22 protein-coding genes and 1 tRNA gene are annotated in these 26,084 nt (G+C 31.9%); 9 read left to right on the forward strand and 14 right to left on the reverse strand.

Translation table 11 applies throughout. The annotated features are described in order from the left end of the window. Positions 1–9 precede the first annotated feature (9 nt). The 5 genes from surE to AMD28_RS02380 all read left to right on the forward strand — a co-directional run bounded on the left by surE (position 10) and on the right by AMD28_RS02380 (position 4,991). Positions 10–786, forward strand: coding sequence for a 5'/3'-nucleotidase SurE (gene surE, locus AMD28_RS02360; RefSeq protein ID WP_055442564.1), 777 nt, complete (start codon positions 10–12; stop codon positions 784–786). A 67-nt stretch (positions 787–853) separates the two neighbouring features. Continuing rightward, positions 854–1,135, forward strand: a complete 282-nt coding sequence (locus tag AMD28_RS02365) for a hypothetical protein (RefSeq protein ID WP_055442565.1) — start codon at positions 854–856, stop codon at positions 1,133–1,135. An 88-nt stretch (positions 1,136–1,223) separates the two neighbouring features. Then, positions 1,224–2,342 carry a lipid-A-disaccharide synthase gene (gene lpxB, locus AMD28_RS02370; protein ID WP_055442772.1) on the forward strand — a complete coding sequence of 373 codons (1,119 nt, stop codon included), beginning with the start codon at positions 1,224–1,226 and terminating at the stop codon, positions 2,340–2,342. Positions 2,343–2,350: 8 nt separating this feature from the next. Beyond that, a complete protein-coding gene (locus tag AMD28_RS02375) occupies positions 2,351–2,914 on the forward strand; it encodes a C40 family peptidase (RefSeq protein ID WP_055442566.1) in 564 nt (187 codons plus the stop codon). A gap of 58 nt (positions 2,915–2,972) precedes the next feature. Next, positions 2,973–4,991 (forward strand): ComEC/Rec2 family competence protein, encoded by a 2,019-nt coding sequence (locus AMD28_RS02380; protein WP_055442567.1) that lies wholly within the window; start codon positions 2,973–2,975, stop codon positions 4,989–4,991. Positions 4,992–5,023: 32 nt separating this feature from the next. Here AMD28_RS02380 and AMD28_RS02385 read toward each other — a convergent pair whose 3' ends face one another. The 4 genes from AMD28_RS02385 to AMD28_RS02400 all read right to left on the reverse strand — a co-directional run bounded on the left by AMD28_RS02385 (position 5,024) and on the right by AMD28_RS02400 (position 11,331). Next, positions 5,024–5,572: a thioredoxin family protein gene (locus AMD28_RS02385; RefSeq protein WP_055442568.1), complete on the reverse strand. Its 549-nt coding sequence runs from the start codon at positions 5,570–5,572 to the stop codon at positions 5,024–5,026. Positions 5,573–5,646: 74 nt separating this feature from the next. Beyond that, entirely contained in the window at positions 5,647–7,425 is a 1,779-nt protein-coding gene (locus AMD28_RS02390) for a peptide MFS transporter (protein WP_055442569.1), read from the reverse strand. 44 nt (positions 7,426–7,469) lie between these two features. Beyond that, on the reverse strand, positions 7,470–9,059 hold the full coding sequence (locus tag AMD28_RS02395; protein ID WP_055442570.1) for a peptide MFS transporter: 1,590 nt from the start codon (positions 9,057–9,059) through the stop codon (positions 7,470–7,472). Between the two features lie 40 nt (positions 9,060–9,099). Beyond that, positions 9,100–11,331, reverse strand: coding sequence for a S9 family peptidase (locus tag AMD28_RS02400; RefSeq protein WP_055442773.1), 2,232 nt, complete (start codon positions 11,329–11,331; stop codon positions 9,100–9,102). A gap of 189 nt (positions 11,332–11,520) precedes the next feature. Here AMD28_RS02400 and AMD28_RS02405 point away from each other — a divergent pair, with 189 nt between their 5' ends. The 3 genes from AMD28_RS02405 to AMD28_RS02415 all read left to right on the forward strand — a co-directional run bounded on the left by AMD28_RS02405 (position 11,521) and on the right by AMD28_RS02415 (position 14,640). Continuing rightward, positions 11,521–12,813 (forward strand): hydroxymethylglutaryl-CoA reductase, degradative, encoded by a 1,293-nt coding sequence (locus tag AMD28_RS02405; RefSeq protein ID WP_055442571.1) that lies wholly within the window; start codon positions 11,521–11,523, stop codon positions 12,811–12,813. Between the two features lie 41 nt (positions 12,814–12,854). Next, the gene (locus AMD28_RS02410) at positions 12,855–13,838 is read left to right on the forward strand and encodes a GYDIA family GHMP kinase (protein ID WP_055442572.1); all 984 of its coding nucleotides are present in this window, start codon (positions 12,855–12,857) and stop codon (positions 13,836–13,838) included. A 166-nt stretch (positions 13,839–14,004) separates the two neighbouring features. Continuing rightward, the gene (locus AMD28_RS02415) at positions 14,005–14,640 is read left to right on the forward strand and encodes a hypothetical protein (protein ID WP_055442573.1); all 636 of its coding nucleotides are present in this window, start codon (positions 14,005–14,007) and stop codon (positions 14,638–14,640) included. 90 nt (positions 14,641–14,730) lie between these two features. Here the strand turns inward: AMD28_RS02415 and AMD28_RS02420 are convergent, their stop codons facing one another. From AMD28_RS02420 to AMD28_RS02450, 6 genes are all read right to left on the reverse strand, one after another. Next, positions 14,731–16,854 (reverse strand): peptidylprolyl isomerase, encoded by a 2,124-nt coding sequence (locus tag AMD28_RS02420; RefSeq protein ID WP_055442574.1) that lies wholly within the window; start codon positions 16,852–16,854, stop codon positions 14,731–14,733. Between the two features lie 195 nt (positions 16,855–17,049). Continuing rightward, positions 17,050–18,339 carry a hemolysin family protein gene (locus tag AMD28_RS02425; RefSeq protein WP_055442575.1) on the reverse strand — a complete coding sequence of 430 codons (1,290 nt, stop codon included), beginning with the start codon at positions 18,337–18,339 and terminating at the stop codon, positions 17,050–17,052. Positions 18,340–18,576: 237 nt separating this feature from the next. Next, positions 18,577–19,128, reverse strand: a complete 552-nt coding sequence (lptC, locus tag AMD28_RS02435; protein ID WP_055442577.1) for an LPS export ABC transporter periplasmic protein LptC — start codon at positions 19,126–19,128, stop codon at positions 18,577–18,579. After that, positions 19,128–20,459, reverse strand: a complete 1,332-nt coding sequence (locus AMD28_RS02440; RefSeq protein WP_055442774.1) for a hypothetical protein — start codon at positions 20,457–20,459, stop codon at positions 19,128–19,130. Before AMD28_RS02440 ends, lptC begins: the two co-directional genes overlap by 1 nt. 19 nt (positions 20,460–20,478) lie before the next feature. Beyond that, entirely contained in the window at positions 20,479–21,789 is a 1,311-nt protein-coding gene (bamG, locus tag AMD28_RS02445; RefSeq protein ID WP_055442578.1) for a BamG family beta-barrel-assembly machinery protein, read from the reverse strand. After that, the gene (locus AMD28_RS02450) at positions 21,789–22,517 is read right to left on the reverse strand and encodes a type III pantothenate kinase (protein ID WP_055442579.1); all 729 of its coding nucleotides are present in this window, start codon (positions 22,515–22,517) and stop codon (positions 21,789–21,791) included. The genes bamG and AMD28_RS02450 overlap by 1 nt, the downstream gene beginning before the upstream one ends. Before the next feature lie 181 nt (positions 22,518–22,698). On the opposite strand from AMD28_RS02450, the gene AMD28_RS02455 reads away from it, so the two are divergent. Then, a tRNA-Phe gene (locus AMD28_RS02455) sits at positions 22,699–22,774 on the forward strand. Between the two features lie 308 nt (positions 22,775–23,082). Here AMD28_RS02455 and AMD28_RS18485 read toward each other — a convergent pair. From AMD28_RS18485 to AMD28_RS02470, 4 genes are read right to left on the reverse strand one after another with little or no spacing between them, the layout of a single operon-like run. After that, positions 23,083–23,262, reverse strand: a complete 180-nt coding sequence (locus tag AMD28_RS18485; protein ID WP_152975526.1) for a hypothetical protein — start codon at positions 23,260–23,262, stop codon at positions 23,083–23,085. Positions 23,263–23,310: 48 nt separating this feature from the next. Then, on the reverse strand, positions 23,311–25,155 hold the full coding sequence (locus AMD28_RS02460) for a PAS domain S-box protein (RefSeq protein WP_055442580.1): 1,845 nt from the start codon (positions 25,153–25,155) through the stop codon (positions 23,311–23,313). After that, positions 25,142–25,555, reverse strand: a complete 414-nt coding sequence (locus tag AMD28_RS02465) for a DUF7793 family protein (protein ID WP_055442581.1) — start codon at positions 25,553–25,555, stop codon at positions 25,142–25,144. Before AMD28_RS02465 ends, AMD28_RS02460 begins: the two co-directional genes overlap by 14 nt. Further along, on the reverse strand, positions 25,556–25,981 hold the full coding sequence (locus AMD28_RS02470; protein WP_152975527.1) for a DUF7793 family protein: 426 nt from the start codon (positions 25,979–25,981) through the stop codon (positions 25,556–25,558). Positions 25,982–26,084 lie beyond the last annotated feature (103 nt).

A 26,084-nucleotide genomic window follows, 5' to 3' on the forward strand; every position in this document is an offset into this window, starting at 1 on the left:
GAACGCTACATGACAAAAAAACCGCTAATTTTAGTTACCAATGATGATGGTATTACGGCGCCAGGAATACGAGCTTTAATAGAGGTTATGAACACCATAGGTGACGTTGTTGTTGTTGCTCCTGATAGTCCGCAAAGCGGAATGGGCCATGCCATAACTCTAGATTCTATGCTATATTTAGAACAAGTAACGATAGATAATGGCAGTCAAAAAGAATACAGTTGCTCTGGCACACCTGCCGACTGTGTAAAATTAGGAATTAGCGAAATATTAGACCGAAGACCAGACTTATGTGTTTCGGGAATTAATCATGGCTCTAACTCTTCAATAAATGTTATTTATTCTGGTACTATGAGCGCTGCTATTGAAGCGGGATTGGAAGGAGTTCCATCGATAGGTTTCTCGCTATTAGATTTTAATTGGAATGCCAATTTTGAATCGGTTAAAGAATATGTCAAAAATATTGCACTAAATGTTTTAGAAAACGGTTTACAAGAAGGTGTTGTTTTAAATGTGAATTTCCCAAAATTAGAGAAAGAAGCCATTAAAGGCGTGAGAATTTGCAGACAAGCAAAAGCAAATTGGGTCGAGAAATTTGATAAAAGAGTTAGTCCGCAAGGCAAAGAATATTATTGGCTTACCGGAAAATTTGTTAATTTAGACAAAGGAGACGATACCGATGAATGGGCTTTAGAAAACGGCTATGTTTCTGTGGTACCTGTACAATTTGATTTAACTGCACATCACAGCATTGCCAAATTGAACACTTGGGATTTAAACAAATAGACTATTAATTACTTCCGCATTAGCGGAAACGAAAAAAATAAGATTACCGCTTTCGCGGAAACTAAAGATGAAAAAAGACATTATAATTGGTTTAGTAGTTGGTTTTATTGCCAACATTATAGGTTTATTTATTGCGACTAAAGTATTAGGACAAGGCGGCGGATTTATAGAAGCTATTGAAACTGCAAATGCACAAGGTTTTATTAGTAAACTAATAAGTTTAGGAGCTGTTTTAAATCTTATTACTTTCTTTTTCTTTTTGAGTAAAAAACAAGATGATCGTGCAAAAGGCGTGCTTATCGCAACTATATGTATTGCAATCTTAACCCTTCTTTTTAAATTTATATAAATGAAACATCCATAACTAAAAGGTAATAATTTTGGATAAAGATTAAATGGATGCTGCATGTGACCATTTAAAAACAATAGACATATACATGAAATATTACATTATTGCAGGAGAAGCTTCGGGAGATTTACATGGCTCTAATTTAATGAAAGCATTACAAAAAGAAGATGTACATGCCGAATTTAGATTTTGGGGAGGAGACCTTATGCAAAGTGTTGGCGGTACTTTAGTAAAGCACTATAAAGAAAGAGCTTTTATGGGTTTTGCAGAAGTACTTTTAAATATAAACTCCATATTTAAAGCCATATCGTTATGCAAAAAAGATATTGCTACCTATAAACCAGATGTTGTTATTTTCATTGACAATTCCGGATTTAACTTACGCATTGCAAAATGGGCGAAAGAACAAAAATTTAAAACCCATTATTATATTTCCCCTCAAGTTTGGGCATCGCGTGCGAATAGAGTCGAAAAAATTAAAAAGAATGTAGATGCCATGTATGTTATTCTTCCGTTTGTGGAAGATTTCTACAAAAAATACAATTACAAAGTCCATTTTGTTGGTCATCCTTTAATTGATGCCATTGCGAACAGAACCCAAGTAGATGAATACACCTTTAGAAAAGAATACCAACTTAACGATAAACCCATAATTGCATTACTTCCTGGAAGCAGAAAACAAGAAATTAAAAAAATGCTTTCGGTGATGCTTAGTGTTGTTAAGGATTATCCGGATTATCAGTTTGTAATTGCGGGAGCTCCAAGTCAGGAGTATTCTTTTTATCAGCAATTTATAACCACTAAAAACGTCACTTTTATTTCTAACAAAACCTATGATTTACTTAGTATCTCTACAGCTGCATTAGTTACTTCTGGAACTGCAACGCTAGAAACCGCATTGTTTAAAGTACCACAAGTGGTTTGTTATAAAGGCAGTTGGTTATCCTACCAAATAGGAAAACGTATTATTACACTTAAGTTTATTTCTTTAGTAAACTTAATCATGAATAAGGAAGTGGTGACCGAGTTAATTCAGGGGGAATTCAATGCTAAACGATTAAAAAAAGAATTAGATATTATTCTAGATCCGGAGCAAAGAGCTAAATTCTTTATGAACTATTACGAACTAGAAAAAGAGCTTGGAGGAAGAGGAGCCAGTGCAAAAACGGCAAAACTTATTTATAAAGCTATATCACCAAACACTTAAATTTGTACATGAAAAAAATTGCCCTAATTCTTATTCTTTTTATTTCCTTTTCCGCTTGTAAATCCAGTAAAAACAAACGTGTAGTTACTAAAAAAGCACGAACAACAAAAACAGTTTCCAAAAAAACGACACCTAAAAAATCAAATACAAAAACGGCTACTACAAAAACTGTTACTACAAAAAGTAATGCAGATGTAGCAAGTATTATAGATTATGCAAAAACTTTTGAAGGTGTAAAATACAAGTATGGAGGAACCACCAAAAAAGGGATGGATTGTTCTGGATTGATATATACTTCGTTTAAAAAAGAAGCCATTACACTTCCTAGAACCACCCATGGTTTATCTACAACTGGGGATTGGATAGACTTAAAAGAAGTACAAGAAGGGGATTTGTTATTTTTTGCAACCAAAAAGAATAGCCGAAAAGTAAACCATGTTGGTATTGTAACTACTGCAAGAATTGGTTACGTAGAGTTTATTCATGCCTCAACTAGTAGAGGTGTAATGACCTCCAATTTAGCAGAACGCTATTGGTACTTGGCTTATGTACAAGCTAGACGTATATTATAGAATCTTTTTAATGTAGAATATTTTCGTTATAAATATAGATTATTTACTATATTTATATATGAAGATTTTAAATTTTACTGTAATAAAACTAAGCGCTTGTCTAATTATAGGCATCGTTTTAGCCTATTACATTAGCATACCTGTAACAGACTCTTTACATAGTACGCTTCTTCTTTTCTTACTATTAAGCATTTCGGTATTCCTTTCTAGAAAACAGTTTACAAAAACCATTTGGTTCGGAGTATTAGCCTGTTTTACGACAATCTCTTTAGGTATTCTAAGCACAAATTTTCACAATCAGAAAAATCTAAAGAATCATTATTCTCATTGGAATAGTGAAAACAAACCGATAACCTTTCGGATAAAAGAAATCTTAAAACCTGGTAATTATAATGATAAATATGTAGTAGACATTCTCAAAATAGATGACAAATTCGTTACTGGAAAGGCTTTATTAAACCTTAAAAAAGATAGTCTGCCTAAAAAGCTAGATATAGATGCCATTTTAATTACAACGGAAGGTTTTCAGGAAGTAACCGCTGCTTTGAATCCGGATCAATTCGATTATAAAAAGTATTTAGAGAAACAATATATCTATCATCAAATATATGCTAGTAGTTCTACTCTTTTCCGCGTAAGCGAAACCATACACACACCAATTGGTTATGCTAGTCTATTGCGAAATACTATAAACTCAAAGCTTAAAAAACATCCTTTTAAAGCCGATGAACTATCTATAATTAACGCTTTAATTTTAGGACAACGACAAAACATAAGTAAGCATATTTACACCAATTATGTAAACGCTGGCGCTATTCATATTCTTGCTGTTTCTGGCTTACATGTTGGTATTCTGTTACTGTTATTAAACACCGTTTTGAAACCTTTAGAACGCATTAAAAAAGGAAAAATCTTAAAAATGATTATTATTCTAATCCTTCTTTGGTGTTATGCGCTCATTGCGGGCGCATCTGCCTCTATTATTAGAGCGGCAACCATGTTTAGCATTGTTGCTATTGGCATGCATTTAAAACGACCTAGTAATATTTATAACACCTTGGCTATTTCCGTTTTTTTCATCCTACTATTCAAGCCTTTGTTTCTGTTTGATGTGGGTTTTCAGTTAAGTTATATGGCGGTTTTAGCCATTGTTTCTATCCAGCCTATACTTTACAAAATTTGGAAACCAAGATTTTGGGTCACCGATAAACTTTGGCAAATTACTACCGTTACCATTGCAGCACAATTTGGTGTTTTACCTATTAGCTTGTTTTATTTTCATCAGTTTCCAGGATTGTTTTGGCTGTCTAATATTGTGGTTATTCCGTTGATAGGAATTATTCTCGCAAGTGGCATTATAGTAATTGTTTTGGCTTTATTGAATGCCTTACCTCAATTTATAGCAAATAGTTTCGGAAGCATTATTAGCTTAATGAATACTTTTTTTGAATGGATTGCGAGTAAGGAACAATTCCTCTTTCAAGGCATCCCTTTTCATATCCTTTACGTGGCTACTTCCTATTTAATAATCATCGCATTAGTAAGGATATATGTAAAGAGAAACTATACTACTTTGGTGTATTTATGTCTTGCCATACTAAGTTTACAAATAGCCATTATATATACTAAATATGAAAATAGCAAGGATGCGTTTATCGTCTTTCATAAAAGTAGAAACACGGTTATAGGTTTAAAAGGAAATAAAACGCTCCAGGTTTTTCATAATTTAGATTCCATTACCAATAACAAAACCATAGGTACTTTTGCTGTTGCTAATTTTACGGAAATGATTAAAGAAGACACTTTACGAGATCTCTTTTTATACCGAAATCATAAAATCTTAATAGTGGACAGCCTTGGCATTTATAACCTAAAAAGTGTGCAACCGGATTATGTTTTATTACGAAATTCGCCAAAGATAAATTTAGAAAGACTGATTGATTCTATACAACCAAAAGGCATTATTGCAGATGGCAGTAATTATAAATCGTATGTAGCACGTTGGGAAAACACGTGTAAAAAAAGAAAACTCCCATTTCACCAAACTGGTAAAAAGGGAGCTTTTATATTAGAATAATCGCTTCTGAAACAAGTTCAGAATGCCAAATCTTATCCTTTAAATGTAGGTTTGAATGCTAGGTAATATGCATTCCATGCAGCTTCTGTTGTAAGCGCTTTATAGTCGTCGCTAGCAAACATTTTTAAATACAATTCTATTTGATCTGGCTTTTGATATCCTTTAATTGGCGCAATTACTTCTGCTTCTTCATCTAAGTATACAATAGTTGGATATGCTGTAACTTGAAAAAACCTAGCCAATTGATGCGCGCTATTACGTCTCTTCGCTTTAGCAGGATCATAACTTGGATTGGTATATTCTTTTCCTTTATAGTTTGCAACTTCATTACCTTCGGCATTAAACTTTACCGCATAGAAATTTTCATTTACATACGCTGCAACTTCCTTATTTTGAAAGGTGTTTTTATCCAACATTTTACATGGGCCACACCATTCGGTGTACATGTCCATCAGGATTTTTTTAGGTTCTTTCTTCTGAAGTTCTAAAGCTTCTTCAAAAGAAACCCATTTAATTTCTTGTGCAGTAACAGAACCAATGGTTAAAACTGCGAGTAAAAGTGTAAGTGCTAAATTTTTCATTGTATATAAATAACTTATTTGTGGTTTGTATCTTTTCAGAATAACAGTCTCAAAGACTATTCCAAAATTACAAATTATTTTACGTTATGCATTAATCTTTTAAGAATAGGGTTTAATACGATCGATACCAAACCAACAGCAATTGGTACTAGTGTAAATATTAAAAAGAAAGTGGATAAACCGTGTTCTTCCGAAATCTTATCAATCATTCCTCCCATAGTTCCTGCTGCTTTTTGTCCGATAGCAATGGCTAAATACCAAATACCAAACATAAAACCAATCATTCTTCCTGGCACCAATTTACTTAAATACGACAGTCCAACAGGCGAAATACAAAGTTCTCCCATAGTATGGAATACATATGCAAATATTAAAAAGAACATACTCACAGAAGCTGTTTGTGCTCCTTGCTCAATTCCCATGGTACCCATTACTAATACGCCAAATCCTAATCCTAAAAGAATCAGTCCTAAGCCATATTTCATTGCTGCACTAGGATTGTATTTACTTTCCCACCATTTAGAAAATAGAGGAGCCAATGTAATAATAAAGAAGGAGTTTAAAATACCAAACCAAGATGCTCCCACTTCTGTAGCATCTTTACTAAATTCTCTGTTCACTTTCCAAATAACAATTCCCCAAAGTGCAACAAATGCTAAACTTAAAACAATGTTAGAGTATGGGATTTTAGAATATGTTTTCTTAAACAACAAATACAGAACCCAAGTAATAATTGCTAAAGGCCCTACTGTTAAGATTAAATCTACAATTTTAAATATCATTGCAGAGGAACCTACTAAAACTCTATCTGTGTAATCTCTAGCAAAAATGGTCATCGATCCTAAAGACTGCTCAAAAGCAGCAAAGAAAAATACGGTAAAAATTCCAAAAATAGAAACCGCAATAATTTTGTCTCTTATAATTTTTGAATATCTAGAAATTCTTGTAATAATTAAATATAAAAATAAAACAAGTGCAGTAAGTATGGTAACGTTAGAACCGTCTAAACCTCCAATACTAAAATCTAGCATATTCACATTTCCAACTTTAGACATTGGATCGTTAAATAAATATAAAACTCCACCTAAAGCAGAAAGCACGATTAATACTTTATCTACTCCTGTAAAAGGGTTTAATTTTTCTTCTGTTGGATTATGTTCTGTAGGACTAACTTCATTGATGTTTTGTGGCAATTCTACTTCGTAGACTTTAGAAGGCTTTTCACCAATTTGTCCAAATAAGTCTTTAGCTAACCAGAATTGTAACATTCCTAAGAACATAAAAATCCCTGCAAGACCAAATCCCCAAGACCATCCTATATTTTCAGCCAAATAACCACAAAGCATCATACCAAAAAAGGCTCCAGCATTTACTCCCATATAGAATATGGTGTATGCTCCATCTTTTTTAGACTCTTTGCCTTTATACATTTCAGAAATCATTGAAGTCACATTCGGCTTGAAAAAACCAGTACCAATAACTAATAATGCTAGACCCAAATACAAAGTAAATTGCGTTTCAAAAACCATAGATGCGTGACCTAGCATCATGATAAAACAACCAATGATAACTGCCCATTTATAACCTGTGATCTTATCTGCAACCCAACCACCAACAATTGGTGTTAAATATAAAAGGGATGCATAGGTACCAATTAATGCTAAAGCGTGTTCTCTTGGCCATTCCCATCCAGGATTATCACCTATTAAAGGAGCTGTTAAAAATAACACTAGAAGAATACGCATTCCATAAAATGAAAAACGTTCCCACATTTCCGTAAAAAACAATACAAACAATCCTGCTGGATGTCCAATTACTTTGTCTTTAAATAGATTTTCTATATCTGTATTCATTTATATAATTAATTAAGTTAGTTCTGTTTTATTTAATCCTTTACTTATTCAATTCCGTGCATTTTTCTTTTAAGCATAGGTGCTAATAGTAACATAACTACAGCTGCTGCTATTGGAATTACGGTAAATATTAAAAAGAAATTAGATAGACCATATTCTTCTGAAATTGGATCGATATAACTTCCTGTAAAACCTCCTAAAAGGTTTGCAAAGAAATTCGCTGTAAACCAGATACCGAACATTAAACTCACTAATTTAACAGGTGCTAATTTACTAACGTAAGACAACCCAACTGGTGATACACAAAGTTCTCCCATAGTATGCAAGAAATAGGCACCAACTAAGAATATTAAACTAACAGAAGCTGTTTTTGCTCCATCAGGAATTCCTGCTGCTCCATAAGCCAAGATTCCAAATCCTAAACCTACTAATAGTAAACCTATTGCAAACTTCACAGGCCCTGAAGGATTTAATTTACTTTCCCAAAGTTTAGAAAACAATGGTGCAAATAAGATAATAAATAAAGAGTTTAATACAGAGAACCATGACGCAGGAACTTCTGTTGCATCCGATTGAAATTCTCTATTTAACATCCAAATTACAATTATCCAAATAATCACGAAGCTTAAACCTAATAATATATTTGCTAAAGAGTATTTACTAAATGTTTGTTTAAACAACATTGCTAAAACATAGGTAATTACCAACATTGGCACAACTGTTATTATGGTATTGACGATTTTAAAAGTCATCGCTGCACTACCAACTAAAGCTCTATCTGTATAATCTGCTGCAAAAACGGTCATAGAACCACCTGCTTGTTCAAAAGCCCACCAGAAAAACACGACGAATAAAGAAAAGACACCAATTACAAACATTCTATCTCTTACTACTTTAGAGCTTTCTGCTTCTTCAATAACTTCTTCAATGTTATGTTCTAATTTTTCAACACTATGTTCTATTACGTCTTCAAAATCTTCCGATTGTTTCGGTGATAATCCAATTTTTCCGAAAATCTTTTGCGTGAAATAAAATTGTAACATTCCTAAAAACATAAAAACACCAGCAAGTCCAAAACCAAAATGCCATCCTATATTTTCTCCAATGTAACCACATAAAAGAATACCTAAAAATGCACCTGCATTAATTCCCATATAGAAAATGGTATAACCACCATCTTTCTCTTTTCCTTGTGTTTTATACAATTGCCCTACCATGGAAGAAATATTTGGCTTAAAAAAACCATTTCCAATTATTAGACAAGATAATCCAGCATAGAAAAACATAGAGGTAATTCCTTCTAATGCCATAGATGCATGTCCTAAGGTCATAATAAAGGCTCCAAGCACAACTGCTCTTCGATAGCCCATAAATTTATCTGCTATAAAACCACCAATAATTGGAGTTAAATAAACAAGTCCTGTATACCATCCATAAAGCACTAATGCATCTGCTCTACTCCATTCCCATCCTCCATCTATAATCGTAGATACTAAAAACAGTACTAATAAAGCACGCATTCCATAATAAGAAAAACGCTCCCACATTTCTGTAAAGAAAAGCACGAACAACCCAGCAGGATGTCCTAAAACTGTTTTTTGATTCTCTGCAGAACCTCCAAATTTATATTCCATGTTTATTTATTTTAGTTAGTTAGTTAGTTAGTTAGTTCGTTTATCCTTTAATATTTTCTTGTACTTCTTCAACCTCTTTCTCTGGGCGTTTATCTCCAAGTTTATCGTTAATAAAGTTTGTCATTTTTTTGTACAAATGCAATCTGGTGTTACCGCCATAAATACCGTGATTTTTGTCCGGATAAATCATCCATTCAAATTGTTTATCTGCTTGTATCAATGCTTCTACCATTCGCATGGTATTTTGCAAATGTACGTTATCATCTCCTGTACCATGAATTAACAAAAAGTCTCCTTTTAATTTATCTACATGATTTATTGGTGAATTCTCATCATAACCACTTGCATTTTCCTGAGGCGTAGTCATATAACGCTCTGTATAAATAGAGTCGTAGAATCTCCAGCTAGTTACAGGAGCAACAGCAATTGCCATTTTAAATACATCATTTCCTTTAAAAAGTGCATTACTGCTCATAAAACCACCATAACTCCAACCCCAGATTCCAATTCTAGATGCATCAATATAAGATCTTGATCCTAATTGCTTTGCGGTTTCAATTTGGTCTTCAACTTCGTATTTACCCAATTCGTTTTGTGTTACTTTTTTAAAGTCGGCTCCTTTAAATCCTGTTCCTCTTCCATCTACACAAGCAACAATATACCCTTGTTGTGCTAAATGCTGGTACCAATAATCATTGGCACTATTCCAACGATTTGCAACCTGTTGTGATCCTGGACCAGAATATTGATACATAAATAATGGATATTCTTTATTCGCATCAAAATCTGCTGGCTTAATCATCCACATATTTAAATCGTTACCATTTACACTAATGGTAGAGAACTCTTTTTTAGAAGTTGTGTAGTTTAATATTTTTTTAGAAAGTGCATCATTGTCTTTTATACTTTTCACTAAATTTCCAGTCGTAGCATTGTTTAGCGTATATTCTGGAGGTGTTGTTGCGTTAGAGAACGTATTGATGAAGTATGTAAAATCTGCACTAAACGAAGCATTATTTGTTCCTGTGCTTTTTGTAAGTCTTGTTTTATTATTTCCGTTTAAATCAATTTTATACACATCTCGATTTATAGAACCATTTTCAACAGATTGATAATAAATGGCATTTATTTTTTCATCAAAACCATAGTAATTGGTTACTTCCCACTTTCCTTTGGTGATTTGATTGATAAGTTTCCCTTTTTTATCATAATGATAAATGTGGTTATACCCATCCTTTTCGCTCGTCCAAATAAAGCTATTATCCTTTAAAAAAGTAAGATTATCGGTTACATCTACATAGGCTTTATCCTTTTCTGCTAACACTAAATCTGTCTTACCTTTTTTAGCATCAATCATCCAAAGATCTAACTCACTTTGGTGTCTGTTCATGTATTGTGCACTTAAGACATCTGCATCATTCGTCCATTGTATTCTAGGAATATAAAAATCGTTATATGCTTTTTCTAATTTTACTTCGGAAGCTGTATTCGATTTCAAATCGTATAAATGCAAAGAAACCACTGCATTTTTCTCACCAGCTTTTGGGTATTTAAAAACTTGCTGTGTTTGGTATAAAGCAGAACCGTAAACATCCATAGAAAATTCAGGAACATCGGTTTCATCAAATCGGATAAACGCTATTCTATCGCTAGCAGCATTCCACTCAAAAGCACGAACAAATCCGAATTCTTCTTCATAAACCCAATCGGTAATACCATTAATGATTTTATTTTTTTCGCCATCAAAAGTAATTTGTTTCGTTACTCCAGAATTCAAATCTTTAACAAATAAATTATTATTTAAACCATAAGCTACCTTAGTTCCATCTGGTGAAAAGGTTGGTTCTTGTATTTTTTCTTCAGCTATTAAAGTAACCGAAGCATTTTTTGTATCATACACATAAAACTTCCCTAGGGTAGATCTTCTAAAAATAGACTCCACATCTGTAGCTAGAATAATCTTACTTTCATCTTCGCTAAAGGTGTAATCTGAAAAATAAGGTATGGTTTCTAGATTAGCAGAACTGACTAAAGTTTTCACTTTACTTAATGTCTTATAATCGTAAACATCTATCGTCGTGACTCTTGAAGCTCTATCGAAATTTAAAACAGAATACTGTTTCCCGTTTTTCATAGAATGCAAAGCATCCATTCTTTCGGTTCTAAAAGTTCCATCCCAGATATCTTCTAGTGAAATGTTTTTAGTTTGTGCTGTTGTAGAGATTGCAGTTATAAAAAGGCAACTAAATAGGAAGAATTTAAAAGTTCGCATTAAAAATAATGATTTTATGAAATGAATGTCAAGTTTACTAAAAAATAAGCAAAAAACCGTAAACATTAACAGTAAATTGAAGTTGTAAATACTAAAAAAGCTTCGGTTTTAAGTTACAAAAACTTAAGTTACTTAAATGAAAACCATTAAAAATTGGAATACTATCTTTGTGTTTCAAAAACACAGTACATGAGTGCACCTATTTCTGGCTTTTCTAAGTTAACGAAATCTAAAAAGATAGATTGGATTGTAGAAACTTATTTTTCAAATAAGGAGGAAGCTAAAAAAATTATTAAGCAATATTGGAACACCAATATAACCCTTCAAAACTTACATGATGAGTTTATAGAAAACACGATAACCAATTATTATTTACCATTTGGTGTTGCGCCTAATTTTTTAATCAATGGCAAGATGCACACCATACCAATGGCTATCGAAGAAAGCTCAGTAGTTGCTGCTGCTAGTAAAGCTGCCAAATTCTGGTTAGCACATGGTGGTTTTAAAACCAAAGTACTTTCTACCACTAAAATCGGACAAGTACATTTTATGTATCCTGGAGATTTTAAAACATTGGAAACCTTTTTTAACAAAGTTAAACCACAACTTATTGCAGATGTAAAACCCATTACCAAGAATATGGAAAAACGAGGTGGTGGTGTTTTAGATATTGTTTTAAAAGACAAAACCGAAGATATTTCTGGCTATTACCAACTACATGCAACCTTTGAAACACAAGATGCCATGGGAGCAAATTTTATAAATTCTTGTTTAGAGCAATTTGCTAAAACGTTTAAAGCGGAATCGGAAAAACAGTTACAAGACACCATAGAAATTGTAATGAGTATTTTGTCTAATTACGTTCCAGATTGTTTGGTTCGTGCAGAAGTAAGTTGCAAATTAGAAGATCTACCAGAAGACGATTTTGATGCTGAAAAATTTGTACAAGCAGTTCGTATTGCAGAAGTAGAACCATATCGAGCCGTTACACACAACAAAGGAATCATGAATGGTATTGATGCGGTTGTTTTAGCTACCGGAAACGATTTTAGAGCTGTAGAAGCTGGTGTACATGCCTATGCTGCTAGAAACGGAAAATATAGTAGTTTAACACATGCTAAAATTGAAAATGGCGTATTTACCTTTTGGATGGAAATCCCTTTAGCATTAGGAACCGTTGGTGGTTTAACCAACTTACATCCTTTAGTAAAATTAGCTTTAGAACTTTTACATAAACCAAGTGCAAAAGAATTGATGCAAATAGTTGCCGTTGCCGGATTGGCGCAAAATTTTGGTGCTTTACGCTCTTTAACTACCACAGGAATACAAGAAGGGCACATGAAAATGCACTTGATGAATATCTTGAATCAAATGGAAGCTACAGAAGCTGAGAAGGAAACCATTGTAAACCATTTTAAAACCAACACCGTTACTCATAGTGCAGTCGTGGAAGCTTTTAATGCTTTAAGATTGAAAAAATAACAACGAATAAATTGTCCTTCCGAATTTATCGAAAAAACCATATGAAGCATCAAACTTTTTACAGCAGGGGAAAATTATTACTTACGGGGGAATATGTAGTTCTAGATGGTGCTTTAGCACTTGCTGTACCTACAAAATTCGGACAGAGTTTAGTTGTTGAAGAAATAGAAGCACCTACAATTACCTGGAAAAGTTTCGATGAAAAGAAGCAGGTTTGGTTTGAAGAAGTATTTCATTTTGAGAACAATGAGATTTCTCGACAAGCTCGAAATGACAGCAATATTGAATCACAAGTCAGTATAGACAGTGAAGTTTCTAATAGAGTTTTAGAGATACTACGAGCTGCTCAAGAACTTAATCCGGAGTTTTTAAAAGACAAGAAAGGCTTTAAAATAACTACGCTATTAGAATTCCCAAAAAACTGGGGACTTGGTACATCTTCTACATTAATCAACAATATAGCGAACTGGGCAGATGTAGATGCTTACCAATTACTAGAAAAAACTTTTGGCGGCAGTGGTTATGATATTGCCTGTGCACAAAACGATTCGGCAATTACGTATCAATTGCATAATAGTGCGATTTCTAGACAAGCTCGAAATGACAAACGAACCGTAAATCCAATTTCTTTTAACCCTTCATTTAAAGAGCATTTATATTTTGTGCATTTAAACAAAAAGCAAAATAGTAGAGATGGAATTGCGCAATACAAAAAGAACAATTCTAATCTAGAAATAGCTATTGCAGAAATAGATGCAATAACCAAAGACATTATTGCTTGTAAAACGCTGGATGCTTTCGATATTCTAATAGAAAAGCATGAACAAATCATATCAGAAATCATACACTTAAAACCTGTTAAAGAAGTTCTTTTTAACGACTTTAACGGAAGCATTAAAAGTCTTGGTGCTTGGGGAGGAGATTTTGTTTTAGTGAGTTCTAAAACCAATCCAACCGCGTACTTTAAGAATAAAGGTTTTGATACTATTTTAGCCTTTGATGAAATGGTTGCAAGTATTTATTAAGTGTTAGTATTAGATGCTGAATCTAGTTCAGCATGACAAAAGAGTATATTTCAACATAATTCCGTTTGTTTACAACTTATCACTAAAAAACAACACTTCAGAAACTCCCTTTTGAACATCCTTTGTTTTATCCTGAATTTTACCTTGTTAAAACAAACAAGATATCATGGAAGAAACAATTAAAATTTTCATTTACATACATGCCTTTTTTGGCGGACTAGGATTAATATCTGGAATTGGGAGTATTATAATGAAGAAAGGAAGTATTCCGCATAAAAGAATGGGAAAGCTATTTTCTATAGGAATGATAACTAGCTCCTTAATTTCCATTCCTATTACTTTTATGCCAAATCACGGAAACACTTTTCTTTGTTTAATAGGTCTTTTTACTATTTACTTAGTGATTTCTGGAAACCAAATATTGACATTTAAATCTAAAAGTAAACTGTCTGCTAATGCTATAGATAAAATAATTTCTGGAAGCATGATGTTCCTATCTATAACAATGATTTTATTCGGGATTTACGGTTTATTCCAAGGAATAACTGGAAACATCCTTTATCTCATTTTTGGTGGTTTCGGACTTTTACTAACGATAAAAGATTTTATATTCTACAAAAACTTTAAAGCGATCAAAAATGGTTGGTTGAAGAATCATGTAGGAAAGATGCTTGGAGCATTCATAGCGTCTGTAACCGCATTTATAGTTGCCGGATTAGGCATTGGAAGTATCCTTTCCTGGATCTTACCTTCTATTATTGGAACCATTTACATACTATATTGGAAAAGGAAATTACAATAGGATCTAAAACAAGTTTCCGGTAAGCAATAAAAAAAGCCCTTTCAGATTTCTCTAAAAGGGCTTTAATATTTATAATACGTTATGCTATTACTATTGCACTGTATTTGCTCTGTTATCTTCAATATCTGAAGCTTCTTTTAAAGCTGTGTATAATCTTGAATCTATAGCAGTTTGTTTTTGTTGTCCTACTTGGTTAGCAAAAGCTTGGTAGTTTGCTAATTCTACTGCTGGAGTAGCTTTAGTTACTTGTACCATATAAACGCCATTTTCACCAACAATTAATTTAGAAGTTTCTCCTTCTTTTAAACCAAAAGCAGCACCTACAACTTTAGGCTCTCTACCAACACCAGTAACTGTTGGTGTTTTCATATTAACTGCTAAAGCAGTTCTTATGGTTTGTCCTTCTGCACTTGCTAAAGCTTCTAATGTTGTTGCTGAAATTCTGCTTTTAATCATTTCTGCTTTTTTAACTTTACGTATTGCTGGTAAAGCAGTAACAGATGCATCTTGTGTATTCATTAAACCTGCTTTGTTTTTAGCAGTTAATTGTACTACTGCAAAACCATTAGATATTGCGAATTTCTTAACATCACCAACTTCTGCATCTTCTTCAAATGTCCAACGAACAAGTGCTCTTTGGTTATTTAAACCAGGAATATTCTCATCTAAAACTTTAATTCCGTTTACCGGACGAACCGTATAGTTATTTTCTTTAGCTACATCTTGAAACTTTCCGTTTGCAACTGCATTTTCAAAACTAGCAGCATCTCTAAATACTTTAGAAATGGTAGCTTCACTAGGCTCAATTTTTCTTGCAATTGTTCCTACCTTAATAGTACGTTGCATATTTTTTTGTCCTAAAATTTCAATGATATGAAAACCAAAAACAGTTTCAACAACACCAAAGTCTCCTTTAGTATTTTCAAAAGCAAAGTCTCTAAATTCTGGAACCATTGCGTTGTATGTAAACCAATCTAGAACTCCTTCTTTCTCGTTACTTACTTTGTCTGCTGAAAAATCTAATAAGCTAACAAACTTAGCTGGTGAAGATTTAACAACATTCATAATACTATCTGCAGTTACTTTAGCTTGCTCTTTCGTTTGCACTGTTTCTGCTGTTGAAGAACGAGACCCTACAAATGGTAATAATATATGTCTAGCTTTTACAGAATCTGGCATTTGTGTTACTGCAACAACTTTAGAAATTTTAAAGTGGTTAGCATCTTTATATGGTCCAAAAACTTCACCTGCATTTAAATTAAAAATACTATCTGCAACTGCTGATGGTAAATCTGCTTTTTTAACAAAACGGTTATCAAATTTAATATCTGAATTTGCATTAACAAATAACTCGTTATCTTTTGCCTTTAAGAAACTAGAAACAGTATCGTTTCTTTTTGTAATTTCATTATAAACTATTTGATCTTTTAAAAGATCTCTTAAGTTTTGTTTAATTGCATTTTCATCTTCTAAAGATGCAACTTCATTAAACTGTACATAATTTAAATCTCTAGAAGCTTCTACTGTATATTGCTTTACATGTTTGTTCATGTAGCTTGCAATATCGCTATCAGAAACTGTAATTGTACTATCTACGATAGAAGAGAAAGGCACTTGAATAAATTTAATATCCACTTGGTCTCCTTCTAATTGATGTTGAAGTTTTCCTTCGGCAAGTGTACCAACCATTCCAGCTTTAACCATGTTCACATAGTTTTGGTTAAGTGCGTTAGCTGCTACTCCTTCTTCATAATCAATCCATTGTTGGTATGCTACTGTAGAAGTTTCTTTTAAGTTAGCAATGTATTCGTTCATTTTGTTTTCATCAAAAACACCTGCTTCATTTTGAAAATCTGCATTATTAGCTAAGCTTGTTTTTAACAAATCACGCATTTGGTCTTTTTCTACTGTAAAACCTAAAGCATCAAATTGTGTTTCCATTACTGCTTGACGTACTTCTTGGTTCCAAACGTTGTTCATAGCTTGTGTGCTAGTTCCGTTTCCTCCCATTTGACGTTGCATTGCTTCTACTTTTTGCATAAAAGCTTCACGAGTAATGTCTTTGCCGTTAATTGTAGCGACTACATTTTGTAATTTTGCTGTAAGTGCATCACTGTTTTTAAACAAATCTGCTAATACAAATGAGAATAATGCTAAAGCAATAACTGCTATTAGTACTAATGATTGTTTTCTAATGTTATTTAAAATTGCCATTTTTGGTATAAATTTTATTCAATATAGTGCGCGAAAATACCATTTTCTATTTAATAATAAAAGGTTATTTGGATAAAATGAATTTGAAATGGAATCTGTATCCGAATTTGAATTTAAAACAGCGCTTAAAGCGGAAGTTAAAACGGAAAATTTTAAGCTATAACTGTTTACTGATACTGAAACTCTGATTGATGACTAATCGTCTTCTAAAACTTTAAGTTCTACTAAATCTATTTTCGTATTAGAAACTTCTAAGATGGTAAATTGAAAGTTCTGTATGATTACAATCTCATCCTTTTCAGGTATTTCTTCGGTATGTGCAACAATTAATCCTCCAAGCGTCTCGTAATTTTCTTCGTCTGGTAAATTAATTTTAAAAGTTTCGTTGATATAGTCTACTTCTATTCTTGCTGAAAATTTAAAATGCTTTTCGTCTAATTTTTCTTCAATTAAAACTACGGTATCGTGCTCATCTTCAATTTCACCAAAGAGTTCTTCTACAATATCTTCTACAGTCATAATACCAGAAGTCCCACCATATTCATCTAATACAACAGCAATACTTTTACGTTTTTTAATAAGCACATTAAGCACATCATTTATCAGCATGGTTTCTGGCACAAACTCTACAGGAAGTATGATTGACTTTATTGTTTTAGGCTTTTTAAAAAGTTCGAAAGAATGCACATAGCCTAAAATATCATCTATGTTTTCTTTATAGACGATCACTTTAGAGCAACCTGTTTCGGTAAAAATGCTATTTAGATTTTTAAGAGATTCATTAAGTTCTACAGCAATAATCTCTGTTCTAGGAACCATTACTTCTCTCGATTTCACCTCGGCAAATTCTAAGGCATTTTGAAAAATTTGAATTTCGGTATCAACATCATCGTGTTCTTCCACAGACTCCATTTGCTCACTAATATAATTACCAAGCTCTACTTTAGTAAAAGCTAACTGCACTTGGTCTCCTTCCGTTTTAAAGAATTTTTTCAGTACAAAATCGGAAATCCAAAGTACAAAGTCGGAAATAAAAGTAAATAGCACATAAAACACATATGCCGGAAAAGCCAATATTTTCAATAAGGAATTGGCATAGATTTGAAAGAATACTTTAGGTAAAAATTCTGCAGTTATTAATATTACAATGGTAGAAATTATTGTTTGTGTTAATAAGCTAAAATCTACAAACAGATAGTTTATAAAACTATTGTTGGACGGCAACAAAGAATGAAACCAGTTCACCAACAAGTCTCCCATAAAAAAACCATAAACAACTAACGCTATATTGTTACCAATTAACATGGTTGCAATAAATTTAGAAGGTTTTACAGTAAGTTTAGAAAGTATTTTTGCTAGAAACCCATCTTGCTTTTTTTCTATTTCTATATGTATTTTATTCGAAGATACATACGCAATTTCCATACCCGAAAAAAAGGCAGAAAGGATTAAACAAACAATGATAATAACAACGTAAATACTCATTACTTCGCGTTATTATTGTCTTCAAATTTTTTGTTGAACTTTTTACGAAAGAAAAACATAAATATAGCTAAAGCGGTAAAAGCTAAAGAGATATAAGTTCTGTTTTTATCTATACTCCAATTAGAAAATGCATCATACAAAAATAATGCAGCAAAAAACAAGTATATATATTGAAAAAACTTAGCGGTTTTCATTTTTGATATTTAGGTTGAAAGTTATTATTAGCAAAGATAAGTATTATTCCTCAAGTGTGATAATACCATCTATTTCTAGAACTTGTGCTTGTTTAAATTCGGAATCGGAATCAAACCCTTTTCCATTTATTAGATCTCTACCTTGTCTAAAGGTTACTGGTTTGTTTGTAAATAACCATTCTTTAGTTTGATCATAGTACAATTGCTCGGCAAATAAGGTGTCTTTTTTATGCGAAGTCACCACCACATTACCACGTAAATCTATAAGGTTTGTTTCTTTATACGAAATAGCATAATCTGCGATTACAGTACTTTTTTGATTTAAATCATCATACATGTGTAAGATAACACCATCTGGAAACTCATTATATCCAAAATCTCTGTTAGTAAAATCTAGCATTTTCGGACTAATAAGATTTGCTGTTACTCTACCTGAATCTGTATACTTTAGGTTTATATCTTCAGCAACACCAATAGGTTGGTTTTCTGAAACACCTATCTTTTGCACCTCGTTAAAGTTACTTTTACATGAAAAAAGCATAGCCACAGTAAAAACTGTGGCTATGCTTTTTATATATAAACTCTTGTTTTGCATTATATTTTTGGTACGGTTACACTTCTACCAATCCAACATCCAATACTAATAGTTTGTCCTGATTTTCCTGAAGAGAAAATCTCTGACTTACTTGGTGCTTTAGCTTCGTAGTTAGCAGCTAAACTAGAGCTACCAGCTTTTCTTGCTTCTGCAGCAGCCAACCAGAATACGGCTCTTTTGTTAAAGTTTGTATCTCCACAACTGTTTGCACTAGCTGCATACATTCTAGCAATCTGATCGTATGGTTTTTTATCTGATGGGTTAGCAGCTAAAGATTTCATAAAGAATTCTCTTGCTTTCCCGTAGCTACCTTTTTGTTTAAAGTCTCTAGCTATTGTATTGTATAACTTAGCTTTTCTAAAAGGATCTGTTTCTAAACGTAACGTTTGATCAAAGTATTGTTGCTCTCCTGTTATTAAGTATAAGTAATATGATGTTTTTGCGTTTGGTTCAATGCTGTTTTTTTGTTTTACAACTTTAACAAACATTGGATCTTCTTTACATCCTTTTTCATATAACTTGTTCATTGCTCTTTGTAACCAAACACCATCATTCTTGTTTTCTTCGTAATCTTTTTGGTATAAAGGAATCAAGTTTTCACAGTTTGCTCTATCTCCTAATTTAGCATCTACACTACCAGCAATTTGATCGAACACTCTTAAGTAACCTTCGTATTGTCTTTTATATTGCCCATCTTTTTTAGTTAAAGGAGTTCCTGCTTCTTCTTTAGCAATAAGTTTATTAAGACCATCAGAGTTTTTCTCTATTTCTGTATCCATTTTATCTACAACATCATCATATTTATTAAATAGATCTTGTGCAGATTTTTTTCCACTATCATATAAATCTACCATTAAAGAAAAATAGATGTATAATGCTTTAGGGTTTCTAAAGTTTTTTAAATCTGTAGTATATGCTTTATCAAATGCATCATATATTTGCTCATCACTTAAACCTAATTCGGTTTTGTAATCATACATTAATTGTGCTTTATCTGATAAAAGATCACCAACTTTCGTTTTACTTGGAAAATTTTCTAACTTTTCATCCCAAAGTTTTAAAAGATCATTGATATAAGCAACTTTTTCAGCTCCTGTAGAATTCTCGATTTTATGATTTAATATTTTCTCACCATCTACTGGTATTGCGTTATTAAATTTAGGGTATTTTGTACGCACTTCCATCCAAGGTTCGTAAGCTGCATCAAAATTTCCTGCTTTCACATATTCGTGAAAGATAGAAAGCTTAGTCATTGCTTCTTCGTTTACTTGAGAGTGACCAAAGCCTAGTCCTAAAAATAGTATCGCTAATAGTGTAATTTTCGTTTTCATCTTCTTAATGTTTTTGGTGTTAATCATATTTACTTTTTTGGAACCATCTATCGTTCAAAGATAAACTTAATTGGAAATTAATAAAATTCTCTTGAATTAAATTTTTGTTAGTTGTTCCACGCTTACCAACTTCAAAACCTAAGTTTGCATTAGAGAATATATTGTTGCCAACTGGTAACCCTACTCCAAAAGATATGCCAAACTCATCTATGGACTCTCCATTTACAACTAATCCTGTTTTTTCGGTTCTAAATCCAGCACGATAAACCACTCGTTTTAAATAAGATCTGTAAGAATTATAATCGGGAATATAAAAACCACCAAAAGAAAACGTATTCCCGTTTTCGTAAGTTGTTTCTGTATTTGCGGAAGCATAAAGTGCGTTACCAAACTTGCTAGTTTCTTGAAAAACGCTTTCTACACCTACAAACCATTTTCTTGCTTCACCAATACCTACACCAAAAGAAAAGGTAGCTGGCAATGTTAATGTGGTTTCTTTTAATCCTTTTTCTTTTAAATTTGATTCTAGCGTATTTATAACAAACTCTTGTTCTGAAGTAGGATTAATATTAACGGTATTAATAGATCTTTCGTTTTTAGATTTTAAATTACTTTCAGGAGAAAAGGTTACTCCAGAAGTTAATTCTAATTTATTATTTAATTTCGTTTTATAAGTAGCACCAATATTATAGCTTAAACCACTTAAGTCTGATCTATTATCTTCTCTAGTTTGGTATTGTACTAATTCGCCATCATTGTACACATACTCGATAGTGCTTCCTTCGATGTTTCCAAAATTATACTGTGCATCTACACCAACACTTAAACCAGGAGTTAATTGATATCCTGCAGATAGGTACGTTCTATTAACACCACCATCTCCTTTGTATTTATTGGTAATTCCATCATCACTATAGTTTTCTAACTTATATCCTACAGAAGTATAAGGCATTAAACCTACACCAATTCCTAATTTCCCTAAAGGAAACGAAACCGCTAAATAATCGAAAGTAGAAGAGGATGTACGATCGCTATTAGATTCACTTTCTAATTTTATAGAGGTGTGACCTCCACCAACAGAAAACGTCATGGGTCTACCTTCATTATTATACATCTCGATATTCTCACCTCCATAAGACGCAGGGTTTCTTAGGTTAACATGTATACTATCTGTATATATACTAAGTCCTCCCATACTTCTATTTTCTACTGTTCCTTTAAATTTAAGGCTACCAATTCCATAAAACGAATATGGTGAAGAAGTACCTTCTTGAGCGAAACTTTGAATTGCAAAAAGAGCAATAAAAACTATAACCAGTTTTTTTATCATTAGTGTGTATTATATTGTAAAATAAAATTTAATCCCTCTAAAAGGAAATTTGAGTTGGCAAATATGCTACTTTTTAATTGTTTAGACAAAAATTTAGCGTCTCCTCCTGTTAAAATAATTGTTAAATCGGGGTATTTCACCTTATATTCTTGAATTGCTCCATCCATTTCGAGTAAAACACCTTGAACAACACCAGAATGCATCGAGGTCGCCGTAGCGTTTCCAATAATATTTTTTGGCATCTCTGTATCTAACAACGGTAAATTTGCAGTAAAATGATTTAAAGCTTTATAACGCATTCTTATTCCTGGAGATATTGCACCTCCTAAGTATTCATTTTTATCCGTAATAAAATCGAAAGTAATACAAGTTCCTGCATCAATGATTAAAACATTTTTATCTGGAAATTGTTGTACAGAACCACTAACTAAAGCAATTCTATCTATCCCTAAAGTTTTTGGTGTGCTGTATAAATTTGTAAAAGGAATACTTGTTTCATGATTTAAGACAAGAACATCATAATATTTTTGAATATAAGCAACATCTGCTTTTCTTAATTTTCCAACGGAAGAAAAAATAGCTTTTTTAATATTTTTATATTCTTTTCTTATATTTCTTAATGTTTTTGAAACTTCATCATTTTTCACCTTACAGCTGTAAATTAGCTTATCTTCCTGAAAAACAGCGATTTTAACAAAAGAATTTCCAACATCAATAATTAAGTTCATATTTTTTTCTTAAAACATCAAATTTACAAAATGTGTTATAAAATATATTCTAAATTCCACTTAAATAATTACTTATAGCTCTATTTTGGATTGCAATAAAAAAAATATAAAAAGTTTTCCAAATTTTTCTTTGTGAATACCAAAAAGGTATATATATTTGCACTCGCAATTTTATGCTACTGGTGCCTTAGCTCAGTTGGTAGAGCAATGGACTGAAAATCCATGTGTCCCTGGTTCGATTCCTGGAGGCACCACCAAAAAAAACCCGATTCATTTGAATCGGGTTTTTTGGTTTTTATAATGACTATTAATAAACAAGCAACTTTACAGCTACTCAATTCTCTTTAATAAATCTTATCGTTTTTTTTAAATAGATTGTTTTTTATGTCCACTACTACAAACCACCACTTAACCTATTGATGTGTAACACCAGATGTCCTTCTTTATTTTTTTTAAAATAAAGATTAACACCAAGCGCAACTTACAAGTAAGCCTGATTTCATTTAATAAATAAAACCACTAATACATAGCATCTATTTTACTAGAGCTTCTTTTAGCGGTTCTTTTAATTCATTTTCATATTAACATCCTCTGCTTCTGAATCGAATTTATTAAGGTAGGGTCTAAACTCTACTAAACCGTTTTCAAAATCAATGGTTGTTGGTGATTTACTAATAGAGTCTACACAAGAATTTTCTGTGTTCATCTTTTCAAAATCTTGAGAATTTATTGGTTGAGATAACATATCTTATTTATTTTAGTCCATTTATTATATACATCAATTACTTCTTCGTTATGCAATCACAGGTAAAACTACCTTAAAGATAGAGCCGCTTTTAACGCTACTTTCTACCGTTATTTTTCCATTTAAGTCATCTACTGCATTTTTAACAATATAAAGTCCTAGACCATGTCCTGGTTCTTCATATTTGTTAGCTCTATAATACAAATCAAAAATTTTATTAATATTATTTTTATAAATACCAACGCCATTATCTTCAATATTAATCACAGCTCCACCTGAAGATGTTTTTACTTTAATATTTACAAAAGATTTCATTTTTTCTTTTTGATCTCTAGAGTATTTTACAGCATTATTAATTAAATTCTGAAGAATAGAATCTATCATTTCTGAATTGGAGTTAAATCCAAAATCATCTACAACATCCACATGAAACTTTATGTTCTTAAACTTATTAGCACCATTTAGAGATACTAGCGTGTTCTTAATAGCTTCAGAAAAATTAATTTTTTTTATTTCCTTTTTCTTAACCTTAACTTTAGAAACTTGAGAAAGGTTTTCCGACAGTTCCTTTCCGTTTTTTATAATAGGATCTAACATTCCTATTAAAAGAGCTAATCGATCCTCGTCTGGCTCTTCTTTTAGCAAATCAAGCGCTTCCTCTATAGAAGATATTGGCGCTTTGATATCTTGAGCAGAACGCGATAAAAACAACTCTAACTCTTCTGTTTTCCTTTTTAGTTTATTTTCTAGAGATTTACGATGTGTTATTTCAACCATCATTGCGCAATAAAAATCATTTTCACCTACACTACCATTGCTTAAGGCAAACTCTACAGGAAATTGCTCTCCGTTTTTACGCAAACAACACATTTCTACAATTTCAACATTCTGCTTGTTCTTTATTTGCTGTACTGCTCTTAATAATTCTTTAATATTACCATTTCTGTATTTTTTAGACATTAAAACAGTTAATGACCTACCAATTATTTCTTTCTCTGTATACCCAAAAGTAGCCTCTGCGCCTTTATTCCATTCTGTAACATTACCTTTATCATTTGTTACTACAATTACCCCAACATTAATAGACTTATAGATTGTTCTAAATTTAGCCTCACTATTGATAAGCTTTTCACTAACTCCTTTAAACTTTGTGATTTCGTGCAAGGCAATGGTTGAAGAAACAATTGCACCCAAATTGTCATAATTAGGAGCGACTACTGCAGAAAAGAATATTTTTTTTCCATTAGAATCGAAATCATATAACTCAAACTTGTGGGTTAATTTATCGGTAAAGACTTTATCAACATTCTTTTTAAAGGATTCGAAATTTACCGGAATAAAATAATCATAGATGTACGTATTAATTAATTCACCAATTTCTTTATCACAAAAAGATTTATTTGCATTTAAAATTTTACCATGCCTTGAAATAGTGAACGCATGAAAAGGCATTTCTTGTAAAAAACTCTCATTAACCAACTGACGCTGTAAAAGCGCTTCATTATCTTCATAATATCTTGTAACATCCTTATAAACAGATAAATATTTTAAAGCCTTTTCTGCGTTATTTCTTATTGGTATAATGGTTGTATCTAACCAAAACATTTTCCCTGTAGCAGATATATCTTTTAAAATCCCACTCCACTTATTCCCCATTCTAATAGTTCTCCATAAGTTTTTATATTTTTTTTCTGCATGAAGAGGAGATCGTAATAATTGGTGTGTTTCACCAATAAGCTTATTGGCATTACATTCTAAAATATCACAAAATGCTTGATTTGCAAATTCAATTCTTCCTAATGAATCTGTTACAGAAACTACAGAGTTTTCTATAAGATCATTTATTACGTTTTCATTAAAGGTATTAGGTAGTTTATATTTAATTGCTTCCATAAAAATTATTTATAGCTTCTACACAATACGCTCTTGCAGATTCTAGATTATTAAATACACTAAAAGGTGTGCTAGGTTCATAAATTCTTTTATAAGAAGCTACTACTAATTTTATTCCAATAGTATTAAACACATAAGCTTCAGACATTCTAAGCTTGACTAAGGTTGGTGAATTCGCTAATAAATTAGCAGATTCTCTAGTAAAAGTCCATTGAGAATCTCTTGAATCTATTAAAAAAGGCATAGGCATACCTTTACATAATTTATCAATTGCACGTATAAACAAGGCTACGCTTTCTGTTTCAAACTTATTTTTAGCATCGTTATTTCTAAACTGACAGTAAAGAATACCGCTATCTGTCCAAAATTTTGAATCTCCTATTTTTATTACGTTTCCCATCTAATTAATACAGTTTTTAGAATTAAAAATCGCATAATTTTGATCGCTATATTGTATTGCTGAGTTTGAGTTTTTAAAAATTAAGTTTGGCACATTTGAATCACAAAACATGACATAAAAGGAAAGAAGAATTTTTTGTTTATAGCTTTTTACTAAAAACGCTTTGGATAAGACAGCGCTTTTTATTTTAGAATTATTGGATAAAAATTTAAAAAATTTTATTAAAGCAGAATTATCAATCTCTTTAAAATTAAATATAATAGGCAAATAAGTGCCATTTGATAATATAGAAATAGATTCTAAAAACGAATCTTCAAAATTATTATTAGAATAATTTACATCAGAACCATTATATAACTTACAATAAATAATATTTTGGTCCTCCCAAAATTTAATATTATTGATTAGTATTTCGTTTTTCATCATTGTCTATTTGAAAAACTAAAGTCAATAGGAGTGCCACAATTTATTTTGAAACAAAAAAATAACCATAAACTCCTGTTTTGCAAGTGTTTATGGTTTAAAATAA

This window comes from Lacinutrix himadriensis, from assembly GCF_001418105.1.
GTDB classification, from domain to species: domain Bacteria; phylum Bacteroidota; class Bacteroidia; order Flavobacteriales; family Flavobacteriaceae; genus Oceanihabitans; species Oceanihabitans himadriense.

Bases quoted from the DNA above. Each gene is read 5' to 3' on its own strand.
- AMD28_RS02390 (WP_055442569.1), bottom strand. From the start codon at position 7,425: ATGAATACAGATATAGAAAATCTATTTAAAGACAAAGTAATTGGACAT.
- AMD28_RS02365 (WP_055442565.1), top strand. From the start codon at position 854: ATGAAAAAAGACATTATAATTGGTTTAGTAGTTGGTTTTATTGCCAAC.
- AMD28_RS02410 (WP_055442572.1), top strand. From the start codon at position 12,855: ATGAAGCATCAAACTTTTTACAGCAGGGGAAAATTATTACTTACGGGG.
- AMD28_RS02400 (WP_055442773.1), bottom strand. From the start codon at position 11,331: ATGCGAACTTTTAAATTCTTCCTATTTAGTTGCCTTTTTATAACTGCA.
- AMD28_RS02440 (WP_055442774.1), bottom strand. From the start codon at position 20,459: ATGAAAACGAAAATTACACTATTAGCGATACTATTTTTAGGACTAGGC.
- AMD28_RS02425 (WP_055442575.1), bottom strand. From the start codon at position 18,339: ATGAGTATTTACGTTGTTATTATCATTGTTTGTTTAATCCTTTCTGCC.
- AMD28_RS02470 (WP_152975527.1), bottom strand. From the start codon at position 25,981: ATGATGAAAAACGAAATACTAATCAATAATATTAAATTTTGGGAGGAC.
- AMD28_RS02415 (WP_055442573.1), top strand. From the start codon at position 14,005: ATGGAAGAAACAATTAAAATTTTCATTTACATACATGCCTTTTTTGGC.
- lpxB (WP_055442772.1), top strand. From the start codon at position 1,224: ATGAAATATTACATTATTGCAGGAGAAGCTTCGGGAGATTTACATGGC.
- AMD28_RS02375 (WP_055442566.1), top strand. From the start codon at position 2,351: ATGAAAAAAATTGCCCTAATTCTTATTCTTTTTATTTCCTTTTCCGCT.
- AMD28_RS02380 (WP_055442567.1), top strand. From the start codon at position 2,973: ATGAAGATTTTAAATTTTACTGTAATAAAACTAAGCGCTTGTCTAATT.
- bamG (WP_055442578.1), bottom strand. From the start codon at position 21,789: ATGATAAAAAAACTGGTTATAGTTTTTATTGCTCTTTTTGCAATTCAA.
- AMD28_RS02385 (WP_055442568.1), bottom strand. From the start codon at position 5,572: ATGAAAAATTTAGCACTTACACTTTTACTCGCAGTTTTAACCATTGGT.
- AMD28_RS02420 (WP_055442574.1), bottom strand. From the start codon at position 16,854: ATGGCAATTTTAAATAACATTAGAAAACAATCATTAGTACTAATAGCA.
- AMD28_RS02450 (WP_055442579.1), bottom strand. From the start codon at position 22,517: ATGAACTTAATTATTGATGTTGGAAATTCTTTTGTTAAAATCGCTGTT.
- lptC (WP_055442577.1), bottom strand. From the start codon at position 19,128: ATGCAAAACAAGAGTTTATATATAAAAAGCATAGCCACAGTTTTTACT.
- AMD28_RS02465 (WP_055442581.1), bottom strand. From the start codon at position 25,555: ATGGGAAACGTAATAAAAATAGGAGATTCAAAATTTTGGACAGATAGC.
- AMD28_RS02405 (WP_055442571.1), top strand. From the start codon at position 11,521: ATGAGTGCACCTATTTCTGGCTTTTCTAAGTTAACGAAATCTAAAAAG.
- AMD28_RS02460 (WP_055442580.1), bottom strand. From the start codon at position 25,155: ATGGAAGCAATTAAATATAAACTACCTAATACCTTTAATGAAAACGTA.
- surE (WP_055442564.1), top strand. From the start codon at position 10: ATGACAAAAAAACCGCTAATTTTAGTTACCAATGATGATGGTATTACG.
- AMD28_RS18485 (WP_152975526.1), bottom strand. From the start codon at position 23,262: ATGTTATCTCAACCAATAAATTCTCAAGATTTTGAAAAGATGAACACA.
- AMD28_RS02395 (WP_055442570.1), bottom strand. From the start codon at position 9,059: ATGGAATATAAATTTGGAGGTTCTGCAGAGAATCAAAAAACAGTTTTA.